At 60.7% G+C, this 12451-nt stretch carries 16 protein-coding genes and 1 other RNA gene; 5 read left to right on the top strand and 12 right to left on the bottom strand.

Features of this window, described 5'->3' with window-relative positions; genetic code table 11:
• Nucleotides 1–8: 8 nt before the first annotated feature.
• The 7 genes from tolR to BP38_RS0100200 form a co-directional block, all read right to left on the bottom strand.
• A complete protein-coding gene (gene tolR / locus BP38_RS0100230) occupies nt 9–446 on the bottom strand; it encodes a protein TolR (protein ID WP_035723220.1) in 438 nt (145 codons plus the stop codon).
• Between the two features lie 20 nt (nt 447–466).
• On the bottom strand, nt 467–1195 hold the full coding sequence (gene tolQ / locus BP38_RS0100225) for a protein TolQ (protein ID WP_026986063.1): 729 nt from the start codon (nt 1193–1195) through the stop codon (nt 467–469).
• Between the two features lie 31 nt (nt 1196–1226).
• The gene (gene ybgC / locus BP38_RS0100220; RefSeq protein WP_245602277.1) at nt 1227–1688 is read right to left on the bottom strand and encodes a tol-pal system-associated acyl-CoA thioesterase; all 462 of its coding nucleotides are present in this window, start codon (nt 1686–1688) and stop codon (nt 1227–1229) included.
• Nucleotides 1685–2734, bottom strand: a complete 1050-nt coding sequence (gene ruvB, locus BP38_RS0100215; RefSeq protein WP_026986061.1) for a Holliday junction branch migration DNA helicase RuvB — start codon at nt 2732–2734, stop codon at nt 1685–1687. Before ruvB ends, ybgC begins: the two co-directional genes overlap by 4 nt.
• Nucleotides 2731–3366, bottom strand: coding sequence for a Holliday junction branch migration protein RuvA (ruvA, locus tag BP38_RS0100210; protein ID WP_026986060.1), 636 nt, complete (start codon nt 3364–3366; stop codon nt 2731–2733). Before ruvA ends, ruvB begins: the two co-directional genes overlap by 4 nt.
• Nucleotides 3363–3881: a crossover junction endodeoxyribonuclease RuvC gene (gene ruvC / locus BP38_RS0100205; protein WP_026986059.1), complete on the bottom strand. Its 519-nt coding sequence runs from the start codon at nt 3879–3881 to the stop codon at nt 3363–3365. The genes ruvA and ruvC overlap by 4 nt, the downstream gene beginning before the upstream one ends.
• A 67-nt stretch (nt 3882–3948) precedes the next feature.
• The gene (locus BP38_RS0100200; RefSeq protein ID WP_026986058.1) at nt 3949–4698 is read right to left on the bottom strand and encodes a YebC/PmpR family DNA-binding transcriptional regulator; all 750 of its coding nucleotides are present in this window, start codon (nt 4696–4698) and stop codon (nt 3949–3951) included.
• A gap of 228 nt (nt 4699–4926) precedes the next feature.
• Between BP38_RS0100200 and BP38_RS0100195 the strand changes: the two genes are divergently transcribed.
• On the top strand, nt 4927–5205 hold the full coding sequence (locus BP38_RS0100195) for a hypothetical protein (RefSeq protein WP_026986057.1): 279 nt from the start codon (nt 4927–4929) through the stop codon (nt 5203–5205).
• A gap of 16 nt (nt 5206–5221) precedes the next feature.
• Here BP38_RS0100195 and BP38_RS0100190 read toward each other — a convergent pair whose 3' ends face one another.
• From BP38_RS0100190 to BP38_RS0100175, 5 genes are all read right to left on the bottom strand, one after another.
• Nucleotides 5222–6031: a TIGR00282 family metallophosphoesterase gene (locus tag BP38_RS0100190; RefSeq protein ID WP_026986056.1), complete on the bottom strand. Its 810-nt coding sequence runs from the start codon at nt 6029–6031 to the stop codon at nt 5222–5224.
• A gap of 30 nt (nt 6032–6061) precedes the next feature.
• Nucleotides 6062–6646: a 5-formyltetrahydrofolate cyclo-ligase gene (locus BP38_RS0100185; RefSeq protein WP_026986055.1), complete on the bottom strand. Its 585-nt coding sequence runs from the start codon at nt 6644–6646 to the stop codon at nt 6062–6064.
• Between the two features lie 59 nt (nt 6647–6705).
• Nucleotides 6706–6865, bottom strand: a non-coding RNA gene (gene ssrS / locus BP38_RS22015) — 6S RNA.
• 37 nt (nt 6866–6902) lie between these two features.
• On the bottom strand, nt 6903–7247 hold the full coding sequence (locus BP38_RS0100180) for a cell division protein ZapA (RefSeq protein ID WP_026986054.1): 345 nt from the start codon (nt 7245–7247) through the stop codon (nt 6903–6905).
• Entirely contained in the window at nt 7247–7537 is a 291-nt protein-coding gene (locus BP38_RS0100175) for a hypothetical protein (protein ID WP_026986053.1), read from the bottom strand. The genes BP38_RS0100180 and BP38_RS0100175 overlap by 1 nt, the downstream gene beginning before the upstream one ends.
• A 299-nt stretch (nt 7538–7836) precedes the next feature.
• On the opposite strand from BP38_RS0100175, the gene tkt reads away from it, so the two are divergent.
• From tkt to BP38_RS0100155, 4 genes are all read left to right on the top strand, one after another.
• Nucleotides 7837–9849 carry a transketolase gene (gene tkt / locus BP38_RS0100170; protein ID WP_051608761.1) on the top strand — a complete coding sequence of 671 codons (2013 nt, stop codon included), beginning with the start codon at nt 7837–7839 and terminating at the stop codon, nt 9847–9849.
• 38 nt (nt 9850–9887) lie between these two features.
• Nucleotides 9888–10895 carry a type I glyceraldehyde-3-phosphate dehydrogenase gene (gene gap, locus BP38_RS0100165; RefSeq protein WP_026986051.1) on the top strand — a complete coding sequence of 336 codons (1008 nt, stop codon included), beginning with the start codon at nt 9888–9890 and terminating at the stop codon, nt 10893–10895.
• A gap of 60 nt (nt 10896–10955) precedes the next feature.
• On the top strand, nt 10956–11387 hold the full coding sequence (locus tag BP38_RS0100160; protein ID WP_026986050.1) for a hypothetical protein: 432 nt from the start codon (nt 10956–10958) through the stop codon (nt 11385–11387).
• Between the two features lie 134 nt (nt 11388–11521).
• On the top strand, nt 11522–12442 hold the full coding sequence (locus tag BP38_RS0100155; protein ID WP_026986049.1) for a class I fructose-bisphosphate aldolase: 921 nt from the start codon (nt 11522–11524) through the stop codon (nt 12440–12442).
• Nucleotides 12443–12451 lie beyond the last annotated feature (9 nt).

The raw sequence follows: 12451 nt of genomic DNA, 5'->3' as shown, positions 1-12451 counted from the left end.
CACTCCTGTCACTCTTGGCGTGATGGCTGCTCGACGATCAGTGACACGCGCGAAAAGCCCGCCGTATTGATACGTCCCATGACCTGCATCACCTGGCCATAGGAAACATTCTCGTCACCACGCACATGGATCCGGCTTTCGAAATCCTCTCCGGTGATGGCCGTGAGCCGGGGCACAAGCGCCTCCAGATCCACTTCAGTCTCCTGAATATAGACCTGACCGTCATTGGAAACGGTAATTTCCAGTGGCTCTCCGGGATCATTGAGCTGTCGTGCCGAAACCTTCGGAAGGTCAATGGGGACCCCGACGGTCAGCAATGGTGCCGTAACCATGAAGACGATCAGCAGAACCAGCATGACATCCACGAAGGGCGTCACGTTGATCTCACTCATCGGCTGCCAGCGGCGGCGGCGAAAGCCTCCCTGAGTCTCGCCGCGCCTGCTCATGATGGGACCTCCGGCCATGGCTAGCGTGTCTCCTCAAGCTGGCGGGACAGGATGGCGTTGAACTCTCCGGCGAAAGCTTCCAGCCGCTGTCCATAGCGCCCGATATCATTGTTCAACTTGTTGAAACCGATCGTGGCAGGAATCGCGGCCACCAGTCCCAGGGCTGTCGCGAACAGGGCCTCGGCAATGCCAGGCGCCACCACGGCAAGGCTGGTGTTGGCTGTTCCGGCAATCGCGGTAAAGGCGTTCATGATCCCCCAGACCGTTCCGAACAGTCCGATGAAGGGTGCCGAAGAACCGACCGAGGCGAGGAAGATCATATGCTTCTCGACCCGGTCCATTTCCCGTCCAATCGTGATCCCCATCACGCGTTCGATCCGTTCCTTCAGGGCCGCGGTTCGTTCCTGTGCCACTTGACCGCCACGTTGCGCGAAGCGCTGCCACTCTCGCATCGCCGCGGCAAAAACCGATTCGAAAGGATCGTTTGGGACCTCGCCGACCTCGTCATAGAGCCGGTCGAGCGATCGCCCGGACCAGAATTCGTCCTCGAAGGCTTCAGCCTGGGCCCTCAGTCGGCGCAGCTTGATCAGTTTCTCGATGATGATCGCCCAGCTCCAGATGGAGGCCGAGACGAGAATCAGCATGACAAGTTTCACGACGATGTCGGCCTGAAGGAAAAGGCCCCAGATGCTCAGGTCACCCGAAGCCGACCCGGCCAGCACCGCTGCGTCGACCGCTTCATTCTCCATGGGGATGTACTCCGAATTTCATCGATTGCAGCTAGGATTGTGAATACGGCATGAGTATGTCGCGTATGAAGGTGGGAAGACGCCGCGCGCGTGTGTTCTCGGCATCAACCGTAACCACCTGTACCTTCAGTGACACAAGCCGGGTTTCGCCCAGCATGACATCCTGCTCCAGGTCCAACCGCGCTCCGCCCAGACGGGCCATGCGGGTATGAATCCATACAAGATCGTCAAGGCGCGCCGGCCATTCATAATCAACTTCGACACGACGGACGACAAAGAGCAGTCCGTGGTCTTCGCGCAGCCTCTTCTGGTCCAGGGAGAGGCTGCGCAGGAACTCGGTGCGGGCGCGCTCGGCAAAGCGCAGGTAATTCGCATAATAGACGATGCCTCCTGCATCGGTGTCCTCGTAATAGATCCGGATGGGGCAGACATGCGTCTTTCCATCGAACCATCCGGGCAGGCCATATTCCTGTCCCCCCTCCGGTGCGCTCACCCCTCTTCCTCCTGCTCCATGGAAGATATCAGGTCCAGCTGCTCGACAAGGGCGGCCGGTGGCTCCAGGCCAAGATGCCCGAAGCCGCCGGGTGTCAGTAAGCGTCCCCGCGGCGTCCTTTGCAAAAAACCTTGCTGTAACAAATAGGGTTCGATCACTTCCTCAATAACGTCACGCTGCTCCGACAGAGCCGCAGCCAGCGTCTCCGCGCCCACAGGCCCACCTCCGTAGTGCTCGGCGATGCACTGCAGATAGCGACGGTCCATGGCATCAAGGCCACGCGAATCCACCTCGAGCCGACGCAGGGCCGAATCGGCTACAGCGGCATCCACGGTGGCATCGCCAGCCACGGCGGCAAAATCCCGTACACGGCGCAGCAAACGCCCGGCCACACGAGGCGTGCCACGGCTACGGCGTGCAATCTCGGCGGCGCCGTCCTGGGTCAGCGAGAAATTCAGCACCCTGGCTCCCCGGCGCACGATCTCCTCGAGCTCTTCCGGAAGGTAGAACTGCAAGCGTTGGGGAATCCCGAATCGCTCACGCAAAGGACGCGTTATCAGGCCACTTCGCGTTGTTGCCCCGACCAGCGTGAAGGGCGGCAGGTCGATTCGCACCGAACGCGCCGCCGGTCCCTCACCGATGATGATATCCAGTTGGAAATCCTCCATGGCAGGATAGAGGATTTCCTCCACGGCGGGGCTGAGGCGATGTATCTCGTCGATGAACAGCACATCGCGCGGCTGAAGGTTTGTCAGGATCGCAGCCAAATCCCCGGCCTTGGCAATGACAGGTCCGGAGGTTGCCCGAAAGTTCACTCCCAACTCGCGCGCCACGATCTGGGCCAATGTCGTCTTTCCCAGGCCCGGAGGACCATGGAACAGTACATGGTCCAGGTTCTCCTCCCGAGCCCTGGCTGCCTCTATGAAAACCCGCAGATTGGCGCGCAACTGCTGCTGGCCGATAAAGTCCTCGAGCGTGACCGGCCGCAAGCCGCTGTCTGGCTCCTCACCTCCTGCTTCCGGAGAGACCATGCGTGTTTCCGTCATGATGACAGCTCCCGCAGTGCTTCACGGATCAGGCCCTGCAGGCTGGCATCCTCGCCCTGCTGGCGCGCCGATTTCGAAACGGCAGCGAAGGCTTCTGTGCGACGATAGCCCAGGTTCACCAGGGCCGAGACGGCGTCTTCGGCTTGCCCGCCCATGCCCGTCTCTCCTGAGGATACACCCGCTGCGCCACTGCTGCTGATTTCGTGAGCCAGGCTTTCCGACGTCGCGAACTGGCCAGCCTTGTCCTTCAACTCGCTGATCACGCGCGCTGCCAGTTTCGGCCCGACGCCATTGGCACGCGTGAGGGACGCACGATCCTGGGCAGCAATGGCCTGTGCCAGCGACAGAGGGGGCAGGATTGAAAGAATTGCCAACGCCATGCGGGCGCCCACCCCCTGCACCCCTGAAAGCAGGCGGAACCACTCACGCTCCAGGGATTCTGCGAATCCATAGAGGTGGATGTGATCTTCCCGCACATGGGTTTCGATCAAGAGACTCGCATTCTCGCCGGTCGAAGGAAGGGCACTCAAGGTCCGGGCAGAACAGAAGACGATATAGCCGACCCCACCGACATCCAGTATGACATGGTCCTCGGCCGGCTGGTCCACGACTCCTGTCAGCTTGCCAATCATGAAGCGCTCCCTGCCGCTTCACGGCTTCGCGCTGACCAGCTCTGTCGAGTGGCCGCATGATGGGCATGACAGATCGCAACCGCCAAGGCATCTGCTGCATCCGCCGAATGGGGACTGCAACCCGGCAACAGGCGCTCGATCATCATGGTCACCTGCTCCTTCTTCGCATGGCCCGTCCCGACAACAGACTTCTTCACGATCATCGGCAGGTACTGCGTCACTTCCAGGCCCGCAATCGCCGGAACCATCAAGGCCACACCGCGAGCCATGCCCAGCTTCAGTGTCGAGTCGGGATTTCGGTTTGCCAGGGTTTCCTCTACCGCGGCGGCCTGCGGGCGATGCTGTCCAAGCACCTCTTCCAGGGCGCTCTTGAGCTGCACCAAGCGTTCCGGCAGGTCGCAGCGATCATCGCTGCGCAAGGTTCCATTGGCCACATGGGAAAGCCTGCTGCCGTCTGTATCTATGATACCCCAACCCATGTGGCGCAGGCCCGGATCAAGGCCGATTACCCGCATGTCTGCTCACTCCCCCGCCACTGCCTGGGCTTGCGGCTATAGGCGCCCTGCTTCAAGTGCCGTCTCCTCAGGCCGTGAGGCGGGCCAGGACCTCGTCGGAAACCTCGAAGTTGGTCGAAACCTCGCGCACGTCGTCGTTATCCTCGAGCACCTCGATCATCTTGAAGAGTGTCGAGGCCTGATCCTCATCGATGGGCGTCGTGTTCATCGGCCGCCAAACCAGTCGCGCCTCGCTCGGATCGCCATACTTCTCGGTCAGGCTATCACGCACATCAGAGAAATCATCTGGCGCGCAGATGATGGTATGGTTCTCCTCATCGCTCTGAACATCCTGGGCACCTGCTTCGGCAGCCGCTTCGAAGACCTCTTCATGGTCGGCGGTATCAACCGGATAGACGATCTGGCCGGCGCGCTCGAACTGAAAAGCGACCGAGTTGGTTTCCCCCAGCGAGCCGCCATGCTTCGAGAACGCCGCCCGAACTTCCGAAGCCGTACGATTCTTGTTGTCGGTCAGGGCTTCGACGATCATGGCGACGCCGCCCGGGCCATAACCCTCGTAGCGCATCTCCTCATAGTTGACGTCTTCGCCCTCGCCCGTGGCCTTCTTGATGGCGCGGTCAATGTTGTCCTTGGGCATGTTTGCCGACCGGGCATCCGCAATGGCCCCACGCAGTCGCGGATTCATGGCCGGGTCGGGCAAACCGCTTTTTGCGGCAACGATGATCTCGCGCGTCAGCTTGGCAAATTCCTTGGCACGCTTTTTGTCCTGCGCACCCTTGCGATGCATGATGTTCTTGAATTGGCTATGGCCAGCCATGGCACCTCAACCTCATGTTCTTGCAAACTCGTGTCGTCTCGTGCGGCAATATCGTTGCTTTGGCACGCTCTGTCAGCCCCGCGGCCCGGTGCGGTTCGTCGCAATCCGCACTCAACATCACAGCGATAAAGTCCTACAGTGGCATTAACCCACTTTTAAGGGCTGTTAAATACTCTTGCTCGAGCGTGTTTAACAGAACGTTCTCGAACCGCGAAGCGGAGTTTGACCATGGGCCTGCCCGAAAAGCTGCTGGAAGATTTGCGGACTCCCGAAGGTGCGGCATCGGACAGGCTGGCCCGTGCCGTGGAGTCGGTCGAGGGTTTTGCCCAAACCCAGTGCCTCGAGAGCCTGGACCGCATTCTGGCCTTCTCCGACCATTTCGATGGAGCTGAAGCCATTCACGGTGAAGCCGCGCTTAGCGAAAGCAGCCGCATCACCGAGATGACCGCGGTACTCAACGAGGAAGTCGCACGGTTCCTCTCTCTCCATCCATCTCAGGAAAACTGAGCGCAGGCCGTCCCCTTCAGGGCGCTGTCGCCTTGAGACGTGCCCCCCGGCGGACAGGTTCGATTCTTCTGGCCAGTCCCGTAGCGTCGTCGGTTTCCACCAACACGGCACAGAGGTCAGCTGGCCCGGTTGCAACGCTCAGGCGTTCGGTCGGCAGCTTGCGAGTGAAGCGTGCGATCGGCGCTTCCTTGTTCATGCCGATGACCGAGTTGTAGTCACCACACATGCCGGCATCCGTCTGATAGGCCGTCCCGCCCGGCAGGATTTGGGCGTCGGCAGTCGGAATATGGGTATGGGTTCCCACCACCAGTGAAACCCGGCCATCGACACAGTGCGCCATAGCCATCTTTTCGCTGCTGGCCTCGGCATGGACGTCCAGGATGAAGGCGTCCACGTTCCCCTTCAGGCGGAAGCGTTCCAGCTCACGCGTCACGACTGCGAAAGGGTCGTCCAGCGGATCCATGAACAGGCGTCCCATGACATTCATCACGGCCACCTTCTGCCCCTTGATGGTGCTGTAAACACCGATTCCGCGTCCAGGCGTTCCGGCTGGATAGTTCGCAGGACGCAACAGGCGTGGCTCGCGGTTGATATACTCCAGGCATTCATTCTTGTCCCAGCTGTGATTGCCGCCGCTTATGACGTCAGCTCCCAGTTCGAACAGTTCGGCACAGATCTTTTCCGTCATTCCGAAACCGCCGGCTGCGTTCTCGGCATTTATGACAATGAAGTCCGGCTCCAGCTCGCGGCGCAGCTTCGGCAACTCCTCATGCACGATTTCCCGGCCGGAGCGACCGACGATGTCTCCACAGAACAGCAGTTTCACAGCTTGTGCCTTTAAAAGAAATGAGACCTGTCAGAAAGCCTGGACACCCTGCTCAGTCACGACCATGTCCAGTTTCTGATCATGCGGCCCTCGAGGCAAGAAATCCATATGTTGCCCGGCAAATCCCAACCCAATGGCCAACGTCCCCCGCTCGGCGCGCAGCTTTTCAAGCGTTCGGTCATAGAAGCCGCCGCCATAGCCCAGACGATAGCCTTCATTGTCGAAGGCCAACAGGGGCACAAGCAGGATATCGGGCACCTGCTCGGCTGCCGACGGCTCGGGCACCGAAGTTCCGAAAGCCTCCGTGACCAACCGGTCACCCGGCTGCCAGGCGCGAAAGACCAATGGTTGGGCGTTCTCCGTCACCACCGGCAGGCACAGCCCAACACCTTTCGCGTTCAACGCCTCCATTGCCGGTCGTGGGTCGATCTCGTCGCGCATTGGCCAATAGGAGGAAACCCAGCCGGCATTGGCCAGTTCCTTGCGACCCAGAAGGTTTTCCGCAAGGCGCAAGGCTGCATCCGGCCCAGACTCTTCGCTGGCAAGGCGACGACGTGCTGCGGCCTCACGCCTGAGACTCTTCTTGCTTTCGTCGGGATTGACGCTGTCCGTCACTGGACGTCTCCAGAGCGCATCATGGCAGGCCTGAAGCCCGTAAGGTGAGCATTGAAAAGGGGTGTGCCGCGAGAGCCGTTGGTTACTGTGCATCCTCTGTGGCCTGTCGTCGACAGGTGGGTGCCGTAATACCGAGACCACGATCCCGGCAGGGACAGCTCCCTAGAGGTGATTATTGGCCCCAGGGATAGAAGAACCTGACGCACTCCGCAGCACGAGCCCCAGCAAAGTCGAAATGCTTTGCCGTCTGCAGTATCTAGAGTTCGCGATGCCGCGCGACAAGGGTTTCTATATGATCGGCAACGGCACCCAGCAATTCCGCCTGTGATTCATCCGTGCCCGCGCCTTCTGAAACGCTATCCATCGAGGCGGCTGGTGCTGCCTCATCCGAACCGTTGGCGCGCAACCCTCGCATCTCGTCGACCATCAGCAGCCCCGTCAACAGGAGCAAGCGCGCCTCACCGGGTTGCCCGACACTGCGCACCAGCTGTTGCACACGGCTATCCAGTTCGGCAGCCAGGTCCCGCAGCTGGTCTTCCTGCCCATCGTCACAGGTCACATCGTAATTGCGACCATTCACGGTCAAGCTCACCTGTGCCATCAGCCCTTGTCCTCCAGGGTTTCCTGCAGACGCTTGGTCACACCGTCCACTTTCTCCGACGCCTGCTCCAGCCTCTGCCTGAGATCCTTGTTCTCGGCTTGCGCGGCTTCCAGCGCCTGCCCGAGTTCGGATATCTTCGCGGACTTCTGCTCAATCAGGCCTTCCAGGCTTTCGAGAGCCTGTTCCAGCCGCCTGGCTGCATCGTCCAATGTTGCATCCGTCGCACCGTCCGGTGCGTCTTCACTCTCCGCTGTCTCTTCGGAGGAGATGGGGCTTTCGTTCGAGGACATTTCACTCGCCATTGTATTATCGATGGAAACAGTTGAATTTAGGCTTCGCCAGGCAGCGGGGTCAACAAGCGGCCAGCCAAGCCGGTCACAAAGGATCATAAAGACCCGACACAAGCCGGTTTCAGGCGGATACAAAACACCAGCTTGTCGGTTGACCCTTTCCAGCGCCGGCGGCATTGTGCATCGCATCAAGGGCATTCAGGCCATTGTTGCGTGACGCACCCTGTCACTTGCGCTTGGAGTATGTCTGAAACTGTCCGGATAACTCTTTGACGTTCAAACAAAGATGGAATTCTGAAATGAGCGCTGCGCGCGAGAACGAAGCGGCCCAGGCCGTGGACAAGGTCGGTCACAACAACATGGCCAACGCCATCCGGGCCCTGTCCATGGATGCCGTTCAGAAAGCCAAGTCCGGCCATCCCGGCATGCCCATGGGCATGGCCGACGTCGCGACCGTCCTCTTCACACGCTACATGAAATTCGATCCCGCCCGCCCTGAGTGGCCGGACCGGGATCGTTTCGTCCTCTCTGCCGGTCATGGCTCGATGCTGCTCTATTCGTTGCTGCATCTGACCGGCTACGCCGACATGACGCTGGACGAGTTGAAGTCCTTCCGCCAACTGGGTGCTCGTACCGCCGGCCATCCCGAGTTTGGTCATGCCTCGGGCATCGAGACGACGACGGGGCCGCTGGGACAGGGTCTCGGCAACGCAGTGGGCATGGCCCTTGCAGAACGCCTGCTGGCCCGGAAGTTCGGCTCGGAACTCGTGGATCACCACACCTATGTCATTGCCGGTGACGGCTGCCTGATGGAAGGGATCAGCCACGAGGCCGGCTCCCTGGCAGGTCACCTTAAGCTCTCCCGCCTCATCGTGCTTTTCGACGACAACGGTATCTCCATTGACGGGCCGACCACGCTTTCCTGTTCCGACGACCACCTGAAACGCTTCGAATCCTATGGCTGGCACTGCCAGCGGGTGGATGGTCACGATCCCGAGGCCGTAGCTGCAGCCATAGAAGCGGCACAGGCCAGCGATGCCCCTTCGATGATCGCCTGCAAGACCGTGATCGGATTTGGCGCACCGAACAAGGAAGGCACCGCAGCCACGCACGGTGCGCCGCTGGGCGATGAGGAGATCGCGGCGGCGCGTGAAAAGCTCGGCTGGCCGCACGGCAACTTCGAGATCCCGGATGATATCCTTCAGGCATGGCGTGCGGTTGGGCAGAAGGGCAGTGAAGCCTCCCGTCAATGGGATGAACGCCTGTCCAAGGCTGACGCGGCCCTGCGTCAGGAATTCCAGCGCCGCATGGCGGGTGAACTGCCCGGGGGCCTGGATGACCTGATTGCCGATTTCAAGAAGAACGTCATCTCCGAGCAGCCCAAGCTGGCCACGCGCGTTTCCTCGAATCAGGTTCTCGACGCACTGGCAGAGACCATGCCGGAGCTGCTGGGCGGCTCTGCTGACCTGACCGGTTCGAACAACACCAAGGCCAAGTCCCAGGAACCTGTATCCGCACCAGATTATGACGGCAGTTACGTCTATTACGGTGTGCGCGAACACGGCATGGCGGCCGCCATGAACGGCATCGCCCTGCATGGCGGTCTCGTCCCCTACGGCGGCACCTTCCTGGTGTTCACCGACTATTGCCGCCCCTCCATTCGCCTGGCGGCGCTGATGAAGCAGCGGGTCGTCTATGTCATGACCCATGACTCCATAGGCCTGGGCGAGGACGGGCCAACCCACCAGCCCGTGGAGCACCTGTCCTCTCTTCGGGCCATGCCGAACCTCAAGGTACTGCGCCCGGCCGATACGGTTGAAACCGCGGAATGCTGGGAAATGGCCCTGCGGTCCCAGGATGGCCCCTCTGTTCTCGCGCTCAGCCGACAGGGGCTGCCGACCGTGCGCAAGGAAGGAACTGACAACTGGTCCGCGCTGGGCGCATACATCCTGTCTCCTGCGCATGGAGATCGCCAGGCCACACTTATTGCCAGCGGTTCGGAAGTCCACCTGGCGTTGGAAGCGCAACAGCAGTTGCGGGACCTGGGAATTTCAACCGCTGTCGTTTCCATGCCTTGTTGGGAGGCTTTCCTTGAGCAACCGCCGCATTATCGTGACGAGGTGATGGGACCCGGATCGCTGCCGGTCGTGATCGAGGCTGCGTCCTACTATGGTTGGGAGCGCTGGGCCGGACTGGACGGAATCTTCATCGGCATGCGCGGATTCGGCGCATCTGCCCCGGCAGGCGACCTTTACGACCACTTCGGCATCACGACCGAAGCCATTGTCTCGGCTGTACGCAACGGCCTGTGACCCTATGTGAATAACAGAATAAGCTGGAGGATAGGCGTATGACTCTTCGTGTCGGTATCAATGGTTTCGGACGGATCGGCCGTCTGGTTTTGCGCGCGGCCCTGGAATCGGGACGCAAGGACCTGGAGTTCGTGGCCATCAACGACCTGGGGACAGCAGAGGCTAACGCGCACCTCCTGAAATATGATTCGGTTCATGGCCGCTTCCCGGGCATCGTGACAGCCAAGGATGATGCAATCGAGATCGACGGCCAGAGGCTCAAGGTTCTGGCCGAGCGTGATCCTGCCAATCTGCCCTGGGGTGACCTGGGCGTCGATATCGTCCTGGAGTGCACGGGCTTGTTCACCAGCCGTGACAAGGCCGCCGCTCATCTGAAGGGTGGTGCAAAGAAGGTCCTGGTCTCCGCACCTGCCGGAGATGCCGACCTGACTGTCGTCTATGGCGTCAACCATGACCAGCTGAGTGCCGAGCACGAAGTGGTTTCCAACGCGTCCTGCACCACCAACTGCCTGGCACCCGTCGCCTATGTCCTGAACAAGGCCGTTGGGATCGAACGCGGTTTCATGACCACGATCCACGCCTATACCGGTGATCAGAAGACCGTGGACACGCTGCACAAGGATCCGCACCGTGCCCGCGCCGCAGCCATGTCCATGATCCCGACCTCCACCGGAGCCGCACGTGCGGTCGGCCTGGTCCTGCCGGAGCTCAAGGGCAAGCTGGACGGCGTCGCCATTCGCGTGCCAACCCCGAATGTCAGTCTGGTGGACTTGAAGTTCGATGCCCCACGCGACGTGACCACCGAGGAAATCAATGATGCCATTCGCACGGCCGCAGCCGGTGAGTTGAAGGGCGTTCTTGAAACCTCGGACGAACCGCTGGTCTCCGTGGACTTCAACCATAATCCCGCCAGTTCCACCTTCGACCTGAACGGGACCCAGGTGATCGACAAGCGCCTGGTCCGTGTCATGTCCTGGTACGACAACGAGTGGGGCTTCTCCAGCCGCATGAGCGACACCGCCGTTGCCATGGGCAAGCTGCTCTGAAGGCTTCCGCGCGCGACGGCGGGCTGAGCCCGCCGTCGGCCGGCGGAAAGTGTATCAGCGATGACGGCTTCAATCCTGCCCGTCGCGCTCGAGATCGCATCACTTCGCACGGCAATCATCGCCGCGCGCGTGGCGACTCAGAGACAACAGCAGGTTCTGCTGGTCTCCACGCCTGACGCAGCCGCACAAGCCGGCAGTCTCTGGTTTATCGAAATCGCTCGACAAACCGCCTCAGAAGTACCGGAAGCTGAAGTTTCCATGGTCCTGGATTGCGGGGATACCGCCGGTTACGCACTGGAGGCCCTGCACAGTGGCGCTGGCGGCATAATATTCCGTGGCCAGACAGAAACCACCCGACGCCTGCAGCAACTGGCCGATCTGCAAGATGCCCTTTTCCTGATGGCACGGCCCCGTTGCCTGTTTCTTGACAGAGAGCCCGATCCCCTGGCCGCATGCCGGGCATGGTTCTGGTTCCGGGAAGAACCGACCTAGTTCCTGACGTCAGTCTGTCTGGAATTGCATTCCCCGGGGGGCTTCGTTATTCAGAAGCTCGGTTATCAATCCGGGCGACAGGTATGCTTCCCTGGTCTTGTTGTCCGCTGCATGGAAGATGGTGAGGAACGATCATGAAGCTGACACAACGCGTCAAACGCATTCTGGCAAACTACGAGAGCGACAATCCAGGGACCAAGGCCAACCTGGCTCGAATCCTGATGCACGGGAAACTCGGCGGAAGCGGCAAGCTGTTGATCCTCCCGGTGGACCAGGGTTTCGAACATGGCCCCGCGCGGAGCTTCGCGGCGAACCCCGATGCCTATGACCCGCACTATCATTTCCAGCTCGCGGTGGACGCCGGGCTCAATGCTTTTGCCTCGCCGCTAGGCATGATCGAGGCCGGCGCCGACAGCTTCGCGGGCGCCATTCCGACCATCCTCAAGGTCAACAGCTCCAACAGCCACGCCACCACAAAGGACCAGGCCATTACCGGCAGCGTCAACGATGCGCTGAGGCTCGGCTGCTCGGCCATCGGTTTCACGATCTATCCGGGTTCAGACGAGGCCTTCGAGATGATGGAGGAAATCCGGGAAATGGCGGAAGAGGCCAAGTCCGTCGGCCTGGCCGTCGTGATCTGGTCCTATCCGCGCGGCGGCAAACTCTCCAAGGAAGGCGAAACGGGCATCGACGTCACGGCCTATGCGGCGCACATGGCGGCCCTGCTGGGCGCACACATCATCAAGGTGAAGCCGCCCACCGAACACATCGAGCAGGACGACGCCCGCAAGGTCTACGAGAAGCAGAAGATCGACATCTCCAATCTCTCGGCCCGCATTTCCCATGTCATGCAGTCCAGCTTCAACAACCGCCGTATCGTCGTGTTCTCGGGCGGCGGCGCCAAGAGTACCGAAGACGTGCTGAACGAGATCCGTGCCCTGCGCGATGGCGGCGCCAATGGTTCGATTATCGGGCGCAACACCTTCCAACGCCCGCGCAAGGAGGCCCTGGAAATGCTGGATACGATCATCAAGATCTACCAGAACAAGGCTTGAGCAGGAGCA

It is taken from the genome of Fodinicurvata fenggangensis DSM 21160 (assembly GCF_000686045.1).
Taxonomy (GTDB): Bacteria; Pseudomonadota; Alphaproteobacteria; order Kiloniellales; family DSM-21159; genus Fodinicurvata; species Fodinicurvata fenggangensis.
The sequence above is the reverse complement of the archived record's forward strand: the minus strand, read 5'-3'. Positions and strand labels throughout refer to the sequence as shown.

What these genes read in the sequence shown, in the direction of transcription:
- tolR (WP_035723220.1), bottom strand. Translation starts at nt 446, where the DNA reads ATGAGCAGGCGCGGCGAGACTCAGGGAGGCTTTCGCCGCCGCCGCTGG.
- tolQ (WP_026986063.1), bottom strand. Translation starts at nt 1,195, where the DNA reads ATGGAGAATGAAGCGGTCGACGCAGCGGTGCTGGCCGGGTCGGCTTCG.
- ruvB (WP_026986061.1), bottom strand. Translation starts at nt 2,734, where the DNA reads ATGACGGAAACACGCATGGTCTCTCCGGAAGCAGGAGGTGAGGAGCCA.
- ruvA (WP_026986060.1), bottom strand. Translation starts at nt 3,366, where the DNA reads ATGATTGGCAAGCTGACAGGAGTCGTGGACCAGCCGGCCGAGGACCAT.
- ruvC (WP_026986059.1), bottom strand. Translation starts at nt 3,881, where the DNA reads ATGCGGGTAATCGGCCTTGATCCGGGCCTGCGCCACATGGGTTGGGGT.
- BP38_RS0100200 (WP_026986058.1), bottom strand. Translation starts at nt 4,698, where the DNA reads ATGGCTGGCCATAGCCAATTCAAGAACATCATGCATCGCAAGGGTGCG.
- BP38_RS0100195 (WP_026986057.1), top strand. Translation starts at nt 4,927, where the DNA reads ATGGGCCTGCCCGAAAAGCTGCTGGAAGATTTGCGGACTCCCGAAGGT.
- BP38_RS0100180 (WP_026986054.1), bottom strand. Translation starts at nt 7,247, where the DNA reads ATGGCACAGGTGAGCTTGACCGTGAATGGTCGCAATTACGATGTGACC.
- BP38_RS0100175 (WP_026986053.1), bottom strand. Translation starts at nt 7,537, where the DNA reads ATGTCCTCGAACGAAAGCCCCATCTCCTCCGAAGAGACAGCGGAGAGT.
- tkt (WP_051608761.1), top strand. Translation starts at nt 7,837, where the DNA reads ATGAGCGCTGCGCGCGAGAACGAAGCGGCCCAGGCCGTGGACAAGGTC.
- gap (WP_026986051.1), top strand. Translation starts at nt 9,888, where the DNA reads ATGACTCTTCGTGTCGGTATCAATGGTTTCGGACGGATCGGCCGTCTG.
- BP38_RS0100160 (WP_026986050.1), top strand. Translation starts at nt 10,956, where the DNA reads ATGACGGCTTCAATCCTGCCCGTCGCGCTCGAGATCGCATCACTTCGC.
- BP38_RS0100155 (WP_026986049.1), top strand. Translation starts at nt 11,522, where the DNA reads ATGAAGCTGACACAACGCGTCAAACGCATTCTGGCAAACTACGAGAGC.